The organism is Streptomyces virginiae, assembly GCF_041432505.1.
Taxonomy (GTDB): Bacteria; Actinomycetota; Actinomycetes; order Streptomycetales; family Streptomycetaceae; genus Streptomyces; species Streptomyces virginiae_A.
In genome coordinates this window covers 3,214,140-3,231,329 of sequence record NZ_CP107871.1, presented here as the reverse complement: position 1 = coordinate 3,231,329, position 17,190 = coordinate 3,214,140, and the positions used below count along the sequence as shown (strand labels likewise).

The following is a 17,190-nucleotide window of genomic DNA, read 5'->3' as shown; positions in this document are numbered from 1 at the left end:
GGGGGACGTGATGAGGTGCGCCAGTCTGCCGAGTGTCCGATCGCCGGACGTCTGACGTCCGATATTCGGACATTCGGCTCACGGTTCGTGATCATCCCCGTACGCGCCCCAGCTCCCCGCCCCACGTTCCCGCCCCACGTCCCCGCGGCCCGGGAAGGAAAGAAAGAGGAGGACCCCGGCGCCGTGGCACCGGGGTCCTCCTCCACGTGTCCCGCGTCAGGCCTTACGGGCCCGGAGCTCCCGGATCCCCGCCACGGCCAGGACCAGCGCGGCCGCGCCCGTGGACCACAGCAGCTGCGGCCGCGCCGAGTCGTCGAACAGCATCAGGACCAGCACCGCCGCCATCCCGAGCAGCGCCGCCCAGGTCGCGTACGGGAACAGCCACATCGGCAGGGTCAGCCGCTCGGGCATGTCCCGCTCGATCCGGCGGCGCAGCTTCAGCTGCGAGACGGCGATCAGCGCCCACACGAACAGCAGCACCGCGCCGACCGCGTTGAGCATGTAGAGGAAGATCGTGTCCGGCCACAGCAGGTTGAGCACCACCGACACGAAGCCGAAGGCCACCGAGGCGAACACCGCCCGGCGCGGCACCCCGCCGCCCGAGACCTTCAGCAGCGCCTGCGGCGCCTCACGGCGCTCGGCCAGCGAGAAGACCATCCGCGAGGACCCGTACAGGTTCGCGTTGAGCGCCGACAGCAGCGCCACGAACACCACGATGTTCATGATCTGCCCGGCCGCCGGGATGCCGATCGAGTCGAGGACCGCGACGTAGGGGCTCTCGCCCGGCTTCAGCGAGTTCCACGGCAGCAGGGTCACGATGACCACCATCGAGCCGACGTAGAAGAAGAGGATGCGCCACACCGCGCTGCGCACCGCCCGGGACACCGACCGCGCCGGGTCGTCCGACTCGGCGGCCGCGATGGTGACGACCTCCAGGCCGCCGAAGGCGAAGATGACGGCGAGCATGCCGGCGACCACGCCGCCGAAGCCCTCGGGGAAGAAGCCGCCCTGGCCGGTGAGGTTGGCCATGCCGACCGGCTCCGTGTCCGGGAGCAGGCCGAAGACCGCGAGGGTGCCCAGGATCAGGAAGAGCACGATCGCGCCGACCTTGAGCGCGGCGAACCAGAACTCGAACTCGCCGAAGTTCTTCACGGCGGCCAGGTTGCTCACGGTGAAGACCACCATGAACAGCAGCACCCAGACCCACTGGTCGACCGCGGGCAGCCAGCCGTTCGCGATCTTCGCCGCGCCGGTGGCCTCCACGGCCAGCACCACGACCAGCAGGAACCAGTACAGCCAGCCGGCCGAGAAACCGGCCCAGCGCCCGAGGGCCCGCTCCGCGTACACGGAGAAGGAGCCCGAGGCGGGCATCGCGGCCGACATCTCGCCCAGCGCCCGCATCACCAGCATCGCGAGGACGCCCGCGAGCAGATAGGAGCAGATGATCGCGGGACCGGCGATGCCGATACCGGCGCCGGAGCCGACGAAGAGCCCGGCGCCGATGACGCCGCCGAGGCCCAGCATCGTCAGGTGGCGCTGCTTGAGGCTGTGGCTGAGGGGTTCCGCGGGCAGGTCGCCCGTCGTGGGAGGTGCTTCTTCCAGGCGCTCGCGCATGAAGGGTGCTCGTACTCTCGTTCGGCCCAGCGGCGGTGGGGGCTCCGCGTCAGGATTGGCGGGACCCTACAGTCTTGCTGAGCGGCGGTCGTCCGTGCAAAACGGACGTGTTGTCTGATCTTCCTCGTGACGAGGATCACGTCAGGTCGATGGTGAAGCGCAGGGTTTGTGGTATCCCCACCAAAGTGGGGAGGGCGGCTTTGTCCCGGGCGACGGTGGGGCGGCGGGGGAGCGCGCACTAGCGTCGGTGATCGTCCCGCCACCCCCTTCCCCGTGGAGCCTCCCGATGAGCACTGCCTCCGTCTCCCTCCGGCCCGGCGCCGTCCTCGCCGACCTGCTGCCCGCGAGCCGCGTCCGCGACATCGCGCTCGTCGTCGGCGGCGCCGCGCTCACCGGCCTGGCCGCCCAGATCGCGGTTCCCGTTCCCGGCTCCCCGGTCCCCGTCACCGGCCAGACCTTCGCCGCGCTGCTCGTCGGTACCGCGTTCGGTGCCCGCCGCGGCTTCCTCTCGCTGGCGCTGTACGCCCTCGTCGGCATGGCCGGTGTGCCGTGGTTCGCGGGCGGGACCTCCGGCGCAGGCGGCGCCTCCTTCGGCTACGTGCTCGGCATGCTGCTCGCCGCCACCGTCGTCGGCGCCCTCGCGCGGCGCGGCGGCGACCGCTCGGTGCTGCGTACCGCCGGCCTGATGGTGCTGGGCTCGGCCGTGATCTACGCGGTGGGCGTGCCGTACCTGATGGCCGCCACCGGGATGTCCCTCGGCGTGGCCGTCGCGAAGGGCGTGGTCCCGTTCCTGATCGGCGACGCGCTCAAGGCCGCGCTGGCCATGGGCGCCCTGCCCGCCGCCTGGAAGCTGCTCGGCCGCCGCGGCTGAGCGGACCCCGATACGCACCGGAGCCCGGCCCGCCTTGTGAAGGCGGGCCGGGCTCCGGCGTACGTGCACGTGCGATCAGCCCTGTAGGGCCTTCTTGCGGCGGAAGTCCAGCACCACGCCGACGAGCACGACGATGCCGGCGACCAGGGTGGACAGGGTGACCACCTCGCGGTTGGCGTCGTCCACGAACATGTAGCCGATCACGAACATGATCAGGGCTGCGGTGGCCCAGGTCAGCCACGGGAAGAGCCACATCTTCACGGTCAGCTTCTCCGGGGCCTCGCGGACCAGGATCCCGCGCATCTTCAGCTGGGTGAAGCAGATCACCAGCCAGACGAAGAGCGCGATGGCGCCCGACGAGTTCAGGAGGAAGTTGAAGACCGTGTCCTTGAACGCGTAGTTGAAGTAGACGGCGACGAAGCCGAAGACCGTGGAGCCCAGGATCGCGGCGACCGGCACACCGTTCTTGTTGACCTTGGCGAACGCCTTGGGGGCGTCGCCGCGCTCACCGAGCGAGAAGGCCATGCGGGAGGCGGTGTAGAGGCCCGAGTTCAGGCAGGACAGCACGGCGGTCAGGACGATGACCTCCATGATCGTGCCGGCGTGCGCGATGCCGATCGAGTCCAGGGCGGCGACGTACGAGCCCTTCTCGGTGATCGACTTGTCGTTCCACGGGAGCAGGGTCAGCACGATGAAGATCGAGCCGAGGTAGAAGACGCCGATCCGCCAGATGACGGAGTTGGTCGCCCGGGTGACCGCCTTGCGGGGGTTCTCCGACTCGCCGGCCGCCAGGGTGACGATCTCGCTGCCCATGAAGGAGAAGACGACCATCAGCACACCGGTGAGGACCGCGCCGTAGCCGTTGGGGAAGAACCCGCCGGCGTCGGTGAGGTGCGCGAAGCCCGCGCCGGGGTTGTCCGAGCCCGGCAGCACGCCGAAGACGGCCAGCATGCCGACGATCACGAACGCGCCGATGGCGACGACCTTGATGCCCGCGAACCAGAACTCGAACTCACCGTAGGAGGCGACCGAGCCGAGGTTGGTGGCGGTCAGCACCGCCATCACGATCAGGGCCCAGGCCCACTGCGGGACGGCCGGGATCCAGCTCTCCAGGATGGCGGCACCGGCGGTGGCCTCCACCGCGAGCACGACGACCCAGAAGAACCAGTAGAGCCAGCCGATGGAGAAGCCCGCCCAGCGGCCGAGCGCGCGGTCGGCGTAGGCCGAGAAGGAGCCCGAGTTCGGGCTGGCGGCGGCCATCTCGCCGAGCATGCGCATCACGAAGACGACCATCGCGCCGACGAGCGCGTAGGAGATCAGGATGGCGGGGCCGGCCTTGGCGATGCCGCCACCGGAACCGACGAAGAGGCCGGCGCCGATGACGCCGCCAATGGCGATCATGGACAGGTGGCGGTTCTTGAGACCGGCCTTCAGACCGTCGGAGGGCTGGCCGTCACCGGGGTTCCCGGTGGGGCCGCCTTCCTTCTGAAGGGTCGTCGTGGAGCTCATGGACGGATCCTTAGGTTCTCGGGTTGCGAGCCCCGGCATTCAAACCTGAGATGAACGCAGGACGGAAGACCTCAATCCGGATCGTTGCCTTGGTGTGAACGTCCAGGGGGCCGCTCCGCCGTGTCCCATCTGCGTTCTTTGGGTTTACTTGAGCTTTAGAAGTGACTTACGCGACACCCGCTGCGGGCCGGAGGGCCTCCTCGTGCCACACTCGTCCCATGCGCGTGTACCTCGGATCCGACCATGCCGGCTTTGAGCTCAAGAACCACCTGGTGGACTGGCTCAAGAACAACGGCCACGAGCCCGTCGACTGTGGGCCCCACATCTACGACGCGGTGGACGACTACCCGCCGTTCTGCCTCCGCGCCGCGGAGAAGACCGCCGCCGACGCCGACAGCCTCGGCATCGTGATCGGCGGCTCCGGCAACGGGGAGCAGATCGCCGCGAACAAGGTCAAGGGCGTCCGCGCCATCCTGGCCTGGAGCGTCCAGACCGCCCAGCTCGGCCGTGAGCACAACAACGCCAACGTCATCTCCGTCGGCGGCCGGATGCACACGCAGGACGAGGCCGTCAGCTTCATCGAGGCCTTCCTGGCGACCCCGTACTCCGACGAGGAGCGCCACACCCGCCGCATCGACATGCTCTCCGCCTACGAGACCACCGGCGAGCTTCCCCCGATCCCGGCCCACCACCCGCAGGGCTGATCCCGCCGCAGGCCGTGCCGCCCGAGGACGGGTGGCACGGCTCTTTCATTCCCCGAAGCCTTCTCCGAGGAGCACCGCCGTGCCCGAAGGGCATACGATCCACCGCCTCGCCGAGGACCACCTGACGCGCTTCGCGGGGTGGGAGGTCGCCGTCAGCAGCCCCCAGGGACGGTTCGCCGAGAGCGCGGCCCTGCTCGACGGCCGGATCCTCGACGGCGTCGACGCCCACGGCAAGCACCTCTTCCTCGGCTTCAAGGAGAACGGGTGGATCCACATCCACCTCGGACTCTTCGGCAAGTACGCGATCGGCCCCGCGCCCGCCCCGCCGCCCACCGACACCGTCCGACTGCGCCTGGCCAACGACCACCACTTCTCCGACCTGCGCGGCCCCACCACCTGCGCGTGGATCACCGACGAGGAGAAGCACGCGATAAGCGACCGGCTCGGCCCCGACCCCTTGCGCCGAGGCGACGACCCCGACCGCGCCTGGGCCCGGATCTCCCGCTCCCGCACCACCGTCGCCGCCCTGCTCATGGACCAGAAGGTCGTCTCGGGCGTCGGCAACGTCTACCGCGCCGAGGTCCTCTTCCGGCACGGCATCGACCCGTACCGCCCGGGCAAGGACCTCACCCGCGCCGAGTGGGACGCCATGTGGGCCGACCTGGCCGCCCTGATGCGTGAGGGCGTGCGCAACAACCGCATCGACACCGTCCGCGACGAGCACCTGCCCGAGGCGATGGGCCGGCCGCCCCGCGTCGACGACCACGGCGGCGAGGTGTACGTCTACCGGCGGGCGAACATGCCCTGCCACATCTGCGGGGGCGAGATCCGCACCGCCGACCTCGCCGCCCGCAACCTCTTCTGGTGCCCCGGCTGTCAGTCCCGCTGACGCGGGTGTGTCAGAAGCCGTGCGGCAGCCAGGGCGCCACGTCCCCGACGAAGGCCCGCGAGGCCTCCGTCAGCGCGCCCGGCCGCAGCTCCCGCACCAGGCCGGCCGCGGCCAGCGAGGTGAGGGTGATCCCGCCCAGGTACGCCGACCCCAGCTCCCGCACCGACAGCTCCAGGTCCGCCGGCTCCTCGGTCCGGGTGCAGCGGGCCACGCCCTTGGCGTCCACCACCAGCCGCCACCGCCCCTCGTTCCAGGGGCAGAACGCGTCCGCCACCGCCATGACCACGTCCACCGGCGCCCCGTACGTCCGCGCCTCCAGCGCCGCCGCCAGGTCCACCAGCCGTACGTGCAACGAGTCCCGCGTCCGCGGCCGCGACCGCCGGATGTCGCTCACCAGATGCAGCACCGGGTCGTCCACCGGCCGGCGCGGCGCCCGTACCGTCCAGGTCAGGTCGATCGAGCACAGGTAGCGCCACAGGGCCGCGGACGCCGCCGGGTCCAACGCGTCGAGATCGCTCACCTCGACCTTGCCCTCCGCACCCACATGGTCCCAGTCGGCCTTGACCCGATAGCGGGCGTACCCGGCCACCTCCCCGTCCTCCCGCTCGGCGACCACGCACTTCAGCGCCGAACCGTTGCCACGCGTCGAGGCCGGATCCACCAGCGGCATCCCCTCCCAGCCCGGCTGCCGCGCGAGCATGCCCGGCCGGGTGGCGACCAGCGCCGCGTACACCCGCTCGCAGTCGGCCAGCGCCCGGCCCGGATCCACGAGCCGCAACCGGATGCCGTCCGTCCCCGGCGGTACGGACAGCCGGACGCGGGTCGTGTCGATCTCCACCGACAGGGCGTAGGCGGCCGTGCCGTAGCCGAAGCGCCCGTAGATCGCCGGATCCGAGGCCGTCAGCACGGCGAGCGGTTCGCCGCCCGCCCGGATGTCGTCGAGCTGGCGCCGCATCAAAGAGGTGAGCAGCCCCCGCCGGCGATGGGTGGGGGAGACGCCCACCGCCGTGACACCGGCCGCCGGGACGACCGCCCCGCCCGGCACGGACAACCGGAAGGCGAAGGCGCCGGCCGAGCCCACGCAGGTGTCACCGTCCCAGACGCCGAGCGAGCGATCGGTGTCCGTCAGCGACCTGCACAGCTCCCGCTCCTCGGGAGCCTCCGGGACACCGCCGAACGCCAGTTCCAGCTGGTCGTACCAGACATCCCACTCATCAGCTCGTATTACGCGCATCTCCAGAGTCATGTGCCCATCCCTAGCAGGGCATTCCGTCCCAGTCGACCTGTTTTCGGGCGCCCGCCGTCCCCTGGTCCGGGGGTACCCCTGCGCATCCACAGCCAGGATGGATAAGGTCCCGAAGCAATGGCCGGAGCACGCGTGGAATCCCTCATGGCCCGGATGCGCATGCTGTCGCACCGGAGCCGCACTGCCCTGCGTAAATCAGCCGTCGACTACTTCCGCGGCGACGGCTCCGACTGGCTCGCCTTCGGCGGGCTGCTGCTCACCATCCCCGCCATCGCCTGCGGCACGATCATGCTGCCGGTCTGGTTCTCGCCCTCGGCGCTCGTCCTGCCGATCGTCGCCGGCGGCCTGCTGCTGCGCCCCGCCAGCCTCCTCGCCCTCTACGCCGCCTCCGCGACCGCACTGATCGTCGAGGCCCTGGTACTCGGCCCGTACACCCAAGGTCCCGCCCGCGTCACCCCCGGCACCGTGCTGGTCGTCGCGGCCTGCGGATTCTTCGGCCTGGTCATCGCCCAGTTCCGCAGCCGCGTCGGCGTGCCCTGGCGGCGCGGCGGCACCATGCTCTTCGACCTGCGCGAACGCATCCGCGTACAGAGCAAACTGCCCGCCCTGCCACGCGGCTGGCACCGCGAGATGGCCCTGCGCCCCGCCGGCGGCCAGTCCTTCTCCGGCGACTTCGTCGTCGCGGCCCGCACCAACGGCGGCCGGACCCTGGAGATCGTCCTGACCGACGTCTCCGGCAAGGGCATGGAGGCCGGCTCCCGGGCCCTGCTGCTGTCCGGCGCCTTCGGCGGGCTGCTCGGCGCGCTGCCCGCCCACGGCTTCCTGCCCGCCGCCAACGGCTACCTGCTCCGCCAGGACTGGGACGAGGGCTTCGCCACCTCCATCCACCTCGTCCTGGACCTGGAGACCGGCGACTACGAACTCCTTTCGGCCGGCCACCTCCCCGCCCTCCAACTCTCGGCGGGCACCGGCCGCTGGCAGGAGAAGACCGGCGAGGGCCCCCTCCTCGGCGTCTACGACGGCGCCGAATTCACCCCCGACCGCGGCAACCTGCGCCCCGGCGACGTCCTGATGCTCTTCACCGACGGCCTGGTCGAGACCTCCGACCGGGAGATCAGCGAGGGCATCGACCGCCTCACCGGGGAGGCCGACCGCTACGTCGCCTCCGGCTGGGACGGCGCGGCCTGGCACCTGATCGAGAAGGTCGCCAAGGACGTCAACGACGACCGCGCCCTGCTGCTCATCCGCCGCTCCGCCTGACCGCGAGGTGGGGTTTCGACGGCCACGCTCGCCACCGGGCGTACTCCGGCCTTCGCCGCCGCGGGCTGAGGCTTTCTCGGCGGGTCGGCGGGTCGGCGGGTCGGCGGGTCGGCGGGTCGGCGGGTCGGTGGATCAGCGGGTGAGCGGCTGCCACGGCCCGAGCCCCAGCTTCCCGGTGTTCCCGAGGTCCACCGGCGAGGCCAACCGCAGCGACAGCCGGGGCGCGCCGGGCCGGGGCTCGACCTCCAGGACCTGCGCCGTGGTGGCCACCACCGTCCCGTCGGTGACGAGGTTGCGCCACACGATCCCGAAGACGGCCGCCTGTCCCGGGGCCAGCGCCACCCGCTGCGGTGCCGCGTCCAGGTTCGGCGTGCCCGTGGTGATCCCCGCCGACCCGTGCTCCACCGAGACCTCCAGCGGACCGTCGCGGTCGTCGCGCAGCGACAGCCGCGGGTAGCCCTCCAGCACGTACGGCTGCGTACCGCAGTTGACCAGCTGGAAATCCGCCACCCGCAGCCCCATCGCCGCGTTCCCCTCCCCCTCGACGAGCCGGACCCCGCCCTCGGGGCAGGCCTGCGCCGTGGCCGACGGCGCCGGCGGCGCACTGCGGTCGGGCGCGGGCCTCGCCGTCACACTCACCGCGGTCGGCCCGGGAGCGGTCCTCGGGGCCGGTGGCGTCGAGCACCCCGCCGCCCCCGCCACCACGCCCGCCAGCGCCCCCGCCGTCACCAGGGCCCGTATCCGTCGCCTCGTCCGCCGCTTCGTGATCATCCGGTGAGCCTACGACGACACGCGGGCCAATCCCCGTGGATTGGCCCGCCCCCTCGGGCCGGGCCGCGCCTACCGTGCCCCCATGGACCGCACGCTCGCCGCCGACCTCGCCCGGCTCCCCGAACTCCTCGACGCCACCCGCGCCGCAGCCGCCGACGCGCTCGCCACGCTGGACGCGCGTCCCGTCGTACCGCCCGCACCGTCCGTACCGCCCGCCGGGCAGGCGCGCGCCCCCGAAGGCCTGCCGGAGCACGCCACCGGCACGGACGCCGCGCTCGACGCCTTCCGCGACCGCTGGGAGCCGCGGCTGTCGGCCTCCGCGGGACCGCGCTACCTCGGCTTCGTCACGGGAGGCGCCACCCCGGCCGCCCTCGCCGGCGACTGGCTCACCGCCGTCCACGACCAGAACTCCAACTCCGCCCTCGACGGCGGCGGCCAGGACCTCGAACGCGAGACCGTCGGCTGGCTGCGCGAGCTCTTCGGCCTGAGCGCCGCCCACTGCGGCACCTTCGTCTCCGGCGCCACCATGTCCAACACCACCGGCCTCGCCATCGCCCGCGAATGGCTCGGCGAACGCCTCGGAGTCTCGCCCGCCGACGACGGCGCGGCGGCGCTCGGACCGGTCCGCGTGCTCTCCGGAGCCCCGCACTCCTCGATCGGCAAGGCCCTCTCGGTCCTGGGCCTCGGCCGCAACTCCCTGGTCCGGGTGCCCACCTTGCCGGGCCGCGAGGCCGTCGACCCCGCAGCCCTGGAACGGGCGCTGGCCGACACCCCCGGACCCGCCGTGGTCGTCGCCAACGCCGGCACCGTCAACACCGTCGACTTCGACGACCTCCGGGCCATCCAAGCCCTGCGCGAGCGCCACGACTTCTGGCTGCACACCGACGCCGCGTTCGGCGCCTTCGCCGCCCTCTCCCCGGAGCACGCGCCCCTCGTCGACGGCCTGGACGCCTCCGACTCCGTCTGCGTCGACCTGCACAAATGGCTCAACGTCCCCTACGACAGCGCCGTCCAGTTCACCCGCCGCCAAGATCTGCAGGCCCGTGTCTTCCAGAACTCCGCCGCCTACCTCGGCCCCCTCGGCGAGGACCCCGACCTCGTCCACCTCACCCCCGAGAACTCCCACCGGCTGCGGGCCCTCGCCGCCTGGTTCACGCTCCGCGCGTACGGCCGCCAGGGCCACCGGGAGATCGTCGAACGCGACATCGCCTGCGCCCGCGCCCTGGGCGCCGCCGTGGCCGAGGACCCCGCCCTCACCCTCCTCGCCCCGGTCCGCCTGAACGTCGTCTGCTTCACCCTCGCCGAGGCCCCCACCCCCGCACGCCTCACCGCCCTGCGCGAGGCGGTGGCCGGCGAGGTGTTCGTCACTCCCACCGTCCTCGAGGGAACCGCCGGCCTGCGCGCCGCGTTCTCCAACTGGCGTACCACACAGGCGGACGTACGCCGGGCAGCGGAGGCACTCGGCGCAGCGGCAAGGGAGATCGCATGACGGACAGCCCCCTGACTCTGATCGAGGTCGAGGCCTTGGCGCGCGACGCGCACGAGGGCCAGACCGACAAGGCCGGACGGCCGTACGCCGAACACCTCGCGGCCGTCGCCGAGGGCGTACGACTGCGCGGCGGCACCGCCGAACAGCAGGCGGCGGCCTGGCTCCACGACGCCATCGAGGACGAGGCCCTCAGCCTCACCTGGCTGGACGCGGCGGCTCTCCCGCAGACGGTGAAGGACATGGTCCTGGCGGTCACCAAACGCCCGGGTGAGCCGGTCGAGCGGTACGCGGCGCGCATCCTGGCCACCCCGGGCGCCCTGCTGATCAAGGAGGCCGACCTCGCGCACAACGCGGACCCCGTACGGCTCTCCGTGCTCGACGCTCCCACGCGCGAGCGGCTGTCCGTAAAGTATGCGAATATCCGTTCCCTCCTCGGCCTCACCACCCCGTGATCCGTGCCCCGCGCCCGAAATATTCCTGTTGCTCGTGGGGTTGGCGGAAACGGAACCACGGTGGTTCGTCACGGGGCGTATAGCCGAGGCCCGTTGGTGGGAGGATGGTCCATGTGGGGGTGTGCCTGGCCGCACGCCCCGGGCCGACCAGGGGACGACCGAAGGTGTGATCAGTAGTGGCCATTTCGCTGTCAGTGGTGGTTCTGTTGGCGGTCATCCTGGTGGTGCTGATCCGCGGCAACCACATCAAGACGGGCCCCGCCATCATCGCGGCGCTCTTCGGCTTCTTCCTCGCGTCCAGCTCGATCGCGGACGACGTGAACCGCTTCCTGAACTCCCTCGCGACGATGATCGCGAACATCAAGCTCTGATCCGCGGGCGGTCGACCCGGGGCGCCGTGGACCGCCGCCGGTACCTCGCCGCCAGGATCGGCAGCACCAGGAAGAACAGGGCGGCCCCGCCCGCCGTCACCGCCCCCACGGCCGCCGCGCCGCCCCCGAGGTCCTCCTCACGGGCGACCACACGCGGATCGTCCGCCCGGTGGCGAACGGCCGTCCGAGCGCCGACCGGGCTCTTGCCGCCGCCGCTACCCACCGGCAGATCCGCCGTCACGGTCCGCCCGGCCGCCTCGAACTCGACCTGGCACCGACCCAGCACGCACGAGCCGCCCGTGCGCAACGTCGCCTGAGCCCGCTCGCCGCCGCGCAGCGACCGTAGGTGCTGGGCCGCCGGAAGCAGCACCAGCACCGACAACGCGCCCAGCAGCAGCGCGAGCACCAGCGGCACGACCAAGGCCGTACGAGACCCCCAACGGCGCCCACCGCCGACGCCCACCGTCGTTGCCGTCCACGTTCCCCACCCCCGTTCACCGCCGAACAGGATGCAACGGGAAGCGACTTGGCGGCACGTGTCGATGCCGGCACACCCGCACCCGCCCCGACTTCCCGCCGTCGGCAACGAAGACGCGGACCGCGAAGCTCAGCAGAACCTCCGAGTACGGCCGCAGGAGGGCCGGAGCCGCCGCCTCCGGGTGACCATGCGAGCACAGGTCCGGAAGGGGGAGACGGTATGGCACAGGTGCACCGGCGGGCGGGGACGGGGAACGGCGGGGAGGCGCTCGACGTGTACGAGTACGCCTACCTCGCAGGCGGCGAGCAGCGCGTCCTGGAGAGCGCGATCATCGCGCTCGTCGAGCGCGGGACACTGTCCCTGCGGGCCGGCCGGCTCCGCACCGTCGACGCGGAGCAGCCCCCGCATCCGGTCGAACGCGCGGTGATCGCCGCGTGCCCGCGCAGCAAGCGCGTCGAGGAGGTGTTCGAGGACCTCAGGCACCGCGAGGAAATCGACGCCCTCGTCCACCGGCTCGTCCACCTCGGCCTCGTACGCGACTGGCACCGCCGACCCACCCGTGCGGGACGCCGGCAGCTGGCGGCCGCGGTATCGCAGGGAACCCTTCCCGCGTACGTGCTCGAAGGCGCCGCGGCCCTCGCCCCGGGCCCCGTCCGAGCCGGACTGAGCGGCCCCCACACCCTCCCCGACGGCCTCGGCCGCACGCTGCGCCGCATGGGCAAAGCCCTCGAAGACGACTCCGACACCACCTCGGGCGGCTACGGCGGCGGAGGGGACGGCGGCGGAGGCGGCGGGGACTGAAGGCCGCACCGAGGGCCTACGCAGGCCCCCACGAGGGGCAGGTGACGGCTACAGGTGATCCGGATCCGACGCCCACTCCGCCACGAGATCCGCGCACAGGATCCGCACCGTCGCACAGGTGAGCCTCAGTTCATGACTGCAGCCCACCTCATGCGGCAGCACCTCGTCCAGCCGCACGCTGTTGTGGTCGGACAGCTCGACGTCACCGCCGTCGTCCGCTGTGATCTCGACGCGGCCGACCCCGCTGTACCGAATCGTGAGCACCTCGTCCTGACCCCCTGACCAGGCGAAACGGATCTCGAACCGCTCCGGGGCGCCGTCGGTGGGAGGCAGAGCCAGAGGGCGGAGGTCCTTGACGCACCGCGCCGCCGAGAAGTCGTAGTGGTCGGGATCCGTGGCGAACGCACGCGCGCCGGGCGGGAGGGCCGGGGCGATGTCGGGCAACGCGGCGAGGTAGGCGCCGGGGCTGTGCCAGTACGTCCCTCGTCCCTGCTGTTCGACCACCACGTATTTCACGTTGCCTCCTCGGTCGACGGTTTGAGGTACTCGAGCGACGCGCCGACTGTATGTGCGGACGGCCGAACTTCGAGACGGGGGCTCCGATGGAACGAGTAGAGGCCGAGCTGTTCACCGACGGCGGCAACGACGCCGTGGTGCGCCTCCCGGGACGCAACTTCCCGGGGGTCCTGATCCAGGGGGACACCCTGAGCATCCTTCGGACGGACGTGGCCGAGCTCATCGAACTCTGCGCCGCCGGTGACCTGGAGGAGGCCCGGCACGCGGCGAGCCTCCTCCACGCCGACCTGGACGAAAAGCTCCTGCGCTACACGGACGCGCTCGACGCCCACGGAATCCGTCGACCCTTCTTCTGATCCGCGATCGCGCTCCGAGGCACACGAAGGCGCCGGAGCGCGGGAGTTGATGACGCGTAGGGAGTCACGACACCGCCCGTTCCGTACCGATCCACCGCCGCGCCGGCGACGATCGGGGGCCGGCCGATCGCCGACGCGCCGAGCGGGCTCGTGGGAAGGGCACGCAGAGAGCACGTGGAGGTGATGGTCGCCCCCGGAACGACGAAGGGCCAGGTCGAGGAGATGCCCTCTGACCTGGCCCTTCGTACTTCTGAGCGGGTGACGGGAATCGAACCCGCGTAGCTAGTTTGGAAGACTAGTGCTCTACCATTGAGCTACACCCGCAACGCGTGCGCCGCAGGTCCGAGGACCTTGGCACGGACAGCATCCTAGCGGGTCGCTCCCGGTGGGTGCACACCACATTCGACGCCGTGGCGGACGTCCACCCGAAATACCTCGGGAAACCCCGCGCATCAGAGTGTCTCCGGGCATGTACCCTACGTGTCGCACCGACGGGGTGTGGCGCAGCTTGGTAGCGCGTCCGCTTTGGGAGCGGAAGGTCGTCGGTTCGAATCCGGCCACCCCGACCAGCAGCAGTGTTCTCCACAAGATCGCGTTGTGGGCTGATTGCCGCTTGCGGTTACTATGCAAGCTGCGTGCCCGTGTGTCTGATGTACCGGGCCGAAGTCCGCCGAACCGCTGAATCACAGCGTGACGGCAGAATCCCCAGCAGTCAGCCACAAGGAGACCGAACCGTGAAGAGCGCCGTGGAGACCCTGAACCCGACTCGGGTTCGGCTCACTGTTGAGGTGCCCTTCGAGGAGCTCAAGGACAGCCTCGACGCGGCGTACAAGAAGATCAACCAGCAGGTCACGGTGAAGGGCTTCCGCAAGGGCAAGATCCCGGCCCGCGTCATCGACCAGCGCTTCGGCCGCGGTGCGGTGCTGGAGGAGGCCGTCAACGACGCGCTCCCGAAGTTCTACACCGAGGCCGTCAACGAGGCCGACCTGAACCCGCTGGGCCAGCCGGACGTGGACATCACCGAGCTCAAGGACGGCGAGGTCCTCGCCTTCACCGCCGAGGTCGACGTCCGTCCCGAGATCGAGATCCCGGACTTCTCCGGCATCGAGGTCGAGGTCGACGCCATCGAGGTCTCCGACGAGGACGTCGAGAAGTCCGTCGAGCAGCTGCGCGGCCGCTTCGCGTCCACCCAGGACGTCGAGCGCGCCGCCGCCGAGGGTGACGTCGTCACCATCGACCTCGAGGCCAAGGTCGACGGCGAGGTGCTGCCCGACGGCGTCGCCTCCGACGTCTCCTACACCATCGGCTCGGGCGAGCTCCTCGAGGGCATCGACGAGGCCGTGACCGGCCTGGAGGCCGGCGGCGAGGCCACCTTCACCTCGCAGCTGAAGGGCGGCTCCGCCGAGGGCAAGGACGCCGAGGTCACCGTCAAGGTCACCAAGGTCTCCGCCAAGGAGCTCCCGGAGCTGGACGACGAGTTCGCGCAGATGGCGAGCGAGTTCGACACCCTTGAGGACCTCAAGGCGGACAGCCGCAAGCGCCTCGAGAACATGAAGCAGTACGACCAGGCCACGCAGGCCCAGGAGCGCGTCCTGGAGAAGCTGCTGGAGCTCGTCGAGGTCCCGATCCCCGAGAAGCTCCTCGCGGACGAGGTCCAGACCCGCAAGCACAACCTGGAGCACCACCAGCTCGGCCAGATGGGTCTGACCATCGAGAAGTACCTGGAGTTCCAGGGCAAGACGGTCGAGGAGTTCGACGCCGAGACCTCCGAGCAGGCCATCAAGGGCATCAAGACGCAGTTCGTCCTCGACGCGCTGGTCAACAAGGAGAAGCTGGGCGTCGACCAGGAGGAGCTCACCGAGCACCTCATGCGCCGTGCCGCTTCCTCCGGCATGTCCCCCGACCAGTTCGCCCAGGCCGTGGTCGAGGGTGGCCAGGTTCCGATGCTGGTCGGCGAGGTCGCCCGCGGCAAGGCCCTCGCGGTCGTCGTCGAGGCCGCCAAGGTCGTCGACACCAACGGTGAGGTCGTGGACCTGTCCGACGAGGACGAGGAGCAGGTCGCCGAGACCGCCCTGGCCGCCGTCGACGGCGACGACGAGGTCAAGGCCGACGAGGCCAAGTAACACCCCGGGCGAAGCCCGCTGAGCAGTGCCCCGAAGGGCCCGGACACCGTCGTGTCCGGGCCCTTCGGCACAGGCCCCGTAAGGCCCCCGGAGCTTGCGCTCCGAGCGAACAGTTCGGGAAGCGGGATGGCGTTGTCCTACCTGCGCGTTAGGGTCCATGAATACGAGGGCACGTGAGTACCCGGGCGCCGGCGGACCCGTCCGCTCCGGCCGGACCGGACCCCAGAACGAGACGCTGAGACGGCACATGGCCGTCGGAGACGAGCAGGTGGATACGTGACGAATCTGAAGCCTTACGCCGCGGGTGAGCCGTCCATCGGTGGCGGCCTCGGCGACCATGTCTACAACCGGCTGCTCGGCGAGCGCATCATCTTCCTCGGCCAGCAGGTCGACGACGACATCGCCAACAAGATCACCGCGCAGCTCCTCCTCCTGGCCGCCGAGCCGGAGAAGGACATCTACCTCTACATCAACAGCCCCGGTGGCTCCGTGACGGCCGGTATGGCCGTCTACGACACCATGCAGTACATCCCGAACGACGTCGTCACCATCGGAATGGGCATGGCGGCCTCGATGGGCCAGTTCCTGCTCACCGGTGGCGCCAAGGGCAAGCGCTTCGCCCTGCCGAACACCGACATCCTGATGCACCAGGGCTCCGCCGGTATCGGTGGCACCGCGTCGGACATCAAGATCCAGGCCCAGTACCTGCTGCGCACCAAGCAGCGGATGGCCGAGATCACCGCGTTCCACTCGGGCCAGACCGTCGAGGCCATCATCCGCGACGGTGACCGCGACCGCTGGTTCACCTCCGAGGAGGCCAAGGACTACGGCCTCATCGACGAGATCATCTCGGCAGCGTCCAACGTTCCGGGCGGCGGCGGCACCGGGGCCTGATCCCGGTATCCGACGTCAGTAACCCCGCAGCCGACAGCCCGCAGAACGCCACCAGGATGGTGAACACCCAGATGCAGAACAACTTCTCCGCGAGCGGCCTCTACACCGGCCCGCAGGTGGACAACCGCTACGTCATCCCGCGCTTCGTCGAGCGCACCTCGCAGGGCGTGCGCGAGTACGACCCGTACGCGAAGCTCTTCGAGGAGCGCGTGATCTTCCTCGGTGTGCAGATCGACGACGCGTCCGCCAACGACGTCATGGCGCAGCTGCTGTGCCTGGAGTCGATGGACCCGGACCGCGACATCTCCATCTACATCAACAGCCCCGGTGGCTCGTTCACCGCGCTGACGGCGATCTACGACACGATGCAGTTCGTGAAGCCGGACATCCAGACGGTCTGCATGGGCCAGGCGGCCTCCGCCGCCGCCGTCCTGCTGGCCGCCGGTACCCCCGGCAAGCGCATGGCCCTGCCGAACGCCCGTGTGCTGATCCACCAGCCCTCCGGTGGCACCGGCCGCGAGCAGCTCTCCGACCTGGAGATCGCGGCCAACGAGATCCTGCGCATGCGTGACCAGCTGGAGACCATGCTGGCCAAGCACTCGACGACGCCGATCGAGAAGATCCGCGACGACATCGAGCGCGACAAGATCCTCACGGCCGAAGATGCTCTCGCGTACGGGCTGATCGACCAGATCATCTCCACCCGTAAGAGCAGCAAGGCCTGATCCTTGCCACCAGTTGGCGTGAGCACGTCTCAGGACTCGGAGATGTGAACCACGTCAAGGGGGCCCCGCACGGGGCCCCCGGCAAGGTACCGTCGGATATGAGGCACCAGGAGCGCTGAAC

At 70.7% G+C, this 17,190-nt stretch carries 19 protein-coding genes and 2 tRNA genes; 14 read left to right on the top strand and 7 right to left on the bottom strand.

The features are described 5' to 3' along the window. Positions 1 to 216 precede the first annotated feature (216 nt). The gene (locus tag OG624_RS15160) at positions 217 to 1,614 is read right to left on the bottom strand and encodes an amino acid permease (RefSeq protein WP_030757232.1); all 1,398 of its coding nucleotides are present in this window, start codon (positions 1,612 to 1,614) and stop codon (positions 217 to 219) included. Between the two features lie 286 nt (positions 1,615 to 1,900). On the opposite strand from OG624_RS15160, the gene OG624_RS15155 reads away from it, so the two are divergent. After that, positions 1,901 to 2,485, top strand: coding sequence for a biotin transporter BioY (locus tag OG624_RS15155; RefSeq protein WP_033223980.1), 585 nt, complete (start codon positions 1,901 to 1,903; stop codon positions 2,483 to 2,485). 75 nt (positions 2,486 to 2,560) lie between these two features. Here the strand turns inward: OG624_RS15155 and OG624_RS15150 are convergent, their stop codons facing one another. After that, on the bottom strand, positions 2,561 to 3,994 hold the full coding sequence (locus OG624_RS15150) for an amino acid permease (RefSeq protein ID WP_033223981.1): 1,434 nt from the start codon (positions 3,992 to 3,994) through the stop codon (positions 2,561 to 2,563). A gap of 218 nt (positions 3,995 to 4,212) precedes the next feature. Here OG624_RS15150 and OG624_RS15145 point away from each other — a divergent pair, with 218 nt between their 5' ends. Continuing rightward, on the top strand, positions 4,213 to 4,698 hold the full coding sequence (locus OG624_RS15145) for a ribose-5-phosphate isomerase (protein WP_030757241.1): 486 nt from the start codon (positions 4,213 to 4,215) through the stop codon (positions 4,696 to 4,698). A gap of 79 nt (positions 4,699 to 4,777) precedes the next feature. Continuing rightward, positions 4,778 to 5,587 (top strand): Fpg/Nei family DNA glycosylase, encoded by an 810-nt coding sequence (locus tag OG624_RS15140; RefSeq protein WP_033223982.1) that lies wholly within the window; start codon positions 4,778 to 4,780, stop codon positions 5,585 to 5,587. Positions 5,588 to 5,597: 10 nt separating this feature from the next. Here the strand turns inward: OG624_RS15140 and OG624_RS15135 are convergent, their stop codons facing one another. Further along, the gene (locus OG624_RS15135) at positions 5,598 to 6,833 is read right to left on the bottom strand and encodes a GNAT family N-acetyltransferase (protein WP_033223983.1); all 1,236 of its coding nucleotides are present in this window, start codon (positions 6,831 to 6,833) and stop codon (positions 5,598 to 5,600) included. Positions 6,834 to 6,950: 117 nt separating this feature from the next. Here OG624_RS15135 and OG624_RS15130 point away from each other — a divergent pair, with 117 nt between their 5' ends. Beyond that, on the top strand, positions 6,951 to 8,093 hold the full coding sequence (locus tag OG624_RS15130) for a PP2C family protein-serine/threonine phosphatase (protein ID WP_033223984.1): 1,143 nt from the start codon (positions 6,951 to 6,953) through the stop codon (positions 8,091 to 8,093). Between the two features lie 132 nt (positions 8,094 to 8,225). Here OG624_RS15130 and OG624_RS15125 read toward each other — a convergent pair whose 3' ends face one another. Then, positions 8,226 to 8,603 (bottom strand): DUF4232 domain-containing protein, encoded by a 378-nt coding sequence (locus tag OG624_RS15125; RefSeq protein ID WP_244290909.1) that lies wholly within the window; start codon positions 8,601 to 8,603, stop codon positions 8,226 to 8,228. On the opposite strand from OG624_RS15125, the gene OG624_RS15120 reads away from it, so the two are divergent. From OG624_RS15120 to OG624_RS15105, 4 genes are all read left to right on the top strand, one after another. Continuing rightward, complete coding sequence (locus tag OG624_RS15120; RefSeq protein ID WP_371592829.1) at positions 8,581 to 8,871, top strand: hypothetical protein; 291 nt, start codon at positions 8,581 to 8,583, stop codon at positions 8,869 to 8,871. The genes OG624_RS15125 and OG624_RS15120 overlap by 23 nt on opposite strands. 75 nt (positions 8,872 to 8,946) lie before the next feature. Continuing rightward, complete coding sequence (locus OG624_RS15115) at positions 8,947 to 10,353, top strand: pyridoxal phosphate-dependent decarboxylase family protein (RefSeq protein ID WP_371639500.1); 1,407 nt, start codon at positions 8,947 to 8,949, stop codon at positions 10,351 to 10,353. Continuing rightward, positions 10,350 to 10,805, top strand: coding sequence for an HD domain-containing protein (locus OG624_RS15110; RefSeq protein ID WP_033223986.1), 456 nt, complete (start codon positions 10,350 to 10,352; stop codon positions 10,803 to 10,805). The genes OG624_RS15115 and OG624_RS15110 overlap by 4 nt, the downstream gene beginning before the upstream one ends. A gap of 176 nt (positions 10,806 to 10,981) precedes the next feature. Beyond that, on the top strand, positions 10,982 to 11,176 hold the full coding sequence (locus OG624_RS15105; protein ID WP_033223987.1) for a hypothetical protein: 195 nt from the start codon (positions 10,982 to 10,984) through the stop codon (positions 11,174 to 11,176). Here the strand turns inward: OG624_RS15105 and OG624_RS15100 are convergent. After that, positions 11,166 to 11,591 (bottom strand): hypothetical protein, encoded by a 426-nt coding sequence (locus OG624_RS15100; RefSeq protein WP_371640855.1) that lies wholly within the window; start codon positions 11,589 to 11,591, stop codon positions 11,166 to 11,168. The genes OG624_RS15105 and OG624_RS15100 overlap by 11 nt on opposite strands. 282 nt (positions 11,592 to 11,873) lie before the next feature. Between OG624_RS15100 and OG624_RS15095 the strand changes: the two genes are divergently transcribed. Further along, a complete protein-coding gene (locus tag OG624_RS15095) occupies positions 11,874 to 12,455 on the top strand; it encodes a TIGR04222 domain-containing membrane protein (RefSeq protein ID WP_371639499.1) in 582 nt (193 codons plus the stop codon). Between the two features lie 48 nt (positions 12,456 to 12,503). Here the strand turns inward: OG624_RS15095 and OG624_RS15090 are convergent, their stop codons facing one another. After that, a complete protein-coding gene (locus OG624_RS15090; RefSeq protein ID WP_033223989.1) occupies positions 12,504 to 12,971 on the bottom strand; it encodes a hypothetical protein in 468 nt (155 codons plus the stop codon). 86 nt (positions 12,972 to 13,057) lie between these two features. Here OG624_RS15090 and OG624_RS15085 point away from each other — a divergent pair, with 86 nt between their 5' ends. Then, positions 13,058 to 13,327 (top strand): DUF6959 family protein, encoded by a 270-nt coding sequence (locus OG624_RS15085; protein ID WP_033223990.1) that lies wholly within the window; start codon positions 13,058 to 13,060, stop codon positions 13,325 to 13,327. Between the two features lie 253 nt (positions 13,328 to 13,580). On the opposite strand, the gene OG624_RS15080 is transcribed toward OG624_RS15085, so the two are convergent. Further along, positions 13,581 to 13,651, bottom strand: a tRNA-Gly gene (locus OG624_RS15080). Positions 13,652 to 13,819: 168 nt separating this feature from the next. Between OG624_RS15080 and OG624_RS15075 the strand changes: the two genes are divergently transcribed. From OG624_RS15075 to OG624_RS15060, 4 genes are all read left to right on the top strand, one after another. Next, positions 13,820 to 13,896, top strand: a tRNA-Pro gene (locus OG624_RS15075). Positions 13,897 to 14,061: 165 nt separating this feature from the next. Next, positions 14,062 to 15,450: a trigger factor gene (gene tig / locus OG624_RS15070; RefSeq protein WP_033223991.1), complete on the top strand. Its 1,389-nt coding sequence runs from the start codon at positions 14,062 to 14,064 to the stop codon at positions 15,448 to 15,450. A 276-nt stretch (positions 15,451 to 15,726) separates the two neighbouring features. Further along, positions 15,727 to 16,344 (top strand): ATP-dependent Clp protease proteolytic subunit, encoded by a 618-nt coding sequence (locus OG624_RS15065; protein ID WP_030026957.1) that lies wholly within the window; start codon positions 15,727 to 15,729, stop codon positions 16,342 to 16,344. A gap of 56 nt (positions 16,345 to 16,400) precedes the next feature. After that, positions 16,401 to 17,069, top strand: coding sequence for an ATP-dependent Clp protease proteolytic subunit (locus tag OG624_RS15060; RefSeq protein ID WP_033223992.1), 669 nt, complete (start codon positions 16,401 to 16,403; stop codon positions 17,067 to 17,069). Positions 17,070 to 17,190: the final 121 nt, after the last annotated feature.

Excerpts from the sequence above, each read along its gene's own strand:
- OG624_RS15150 (WP_033223981.1), bottom strand. The coding sequence starts at position 3,994 with ATGAGCTCCACGACGACCCTTCAGAAGGAAGGCGGCCCCACCGGGAAC.
- OG624_RS15095 (WP_371639499.1), top strand. The coding sequence starts at position 11,874 with ATGGCACAGGTGCACCGGCGGGCGGGGACGGGGAACGGCGGGGAGGCG.
- OG624_RS15160 (WP_030757232.1), bottom strand. The coding sequence starts at position 1,614 with ATGCGCGAGCGCCTGGAAGAAGCACCTCCCACGACGGGCGACCTGCCC.
- OG624_RS15085 (WP_033223990.1), top strand. The coding sequence starts at position 13,058 with ATGGAACGAGTAGAGGCCGAGCTGTTCACCGACGGCGGCAACGACGCC.
- OG624_RS15060 (WP_033223992.1), top strand. The coding sequence starts at position 16,401 with ATGGTGAACACCCAGATGCAGAACAACTTCTCCGCGAGCGGCCTCTAC.
- OG624_RS15155 (WP_033223980.1), top strand. The coding sequence starts at position 1,901 with ATGAGCACTGCCTCCGTCTCCCTCCGGCCCGGCGCCGTCCTCGCCGAC.
- OG624_RS15135 (WP_033223983.1), bottom strand. The coding sequence starts at position 6,833 with ATGACTCTGGAGATGCGCGTAATACGAGCTGATGAGTGGGATGTCTGG.
- OG624_RS15110 (WP_033223986.1), top strand. The coding sequence starts at position 10,350 with ATGACGGACAGCCCCCTGACTCTGATCGAGGTCGAGGCCTTGGCGCGC.
- OG624_RS15145 (WP_030757241.1), top strand. The coding sequence starts at position 4,213 with ATGCGCGTGTACCTCGGATCCGACCATGCCGGCTTTGAGCTCAAGAAC.
- OG624_RS15115 (WP_371639500.1), top strand. The coding sequence starts at position 8,947 with ATGGACCGCACGCTCGCCGCCGACCTCGCCCGGCTCCCCGAACTCCTC.
- OG624_RS15130 (WP_033223984.1), top strand. The coding sequence starts at position 6,951 with ATGGCCGGAGCACGCGTGGAATCCCTCATGGCCCGGATGCGCATGCTG.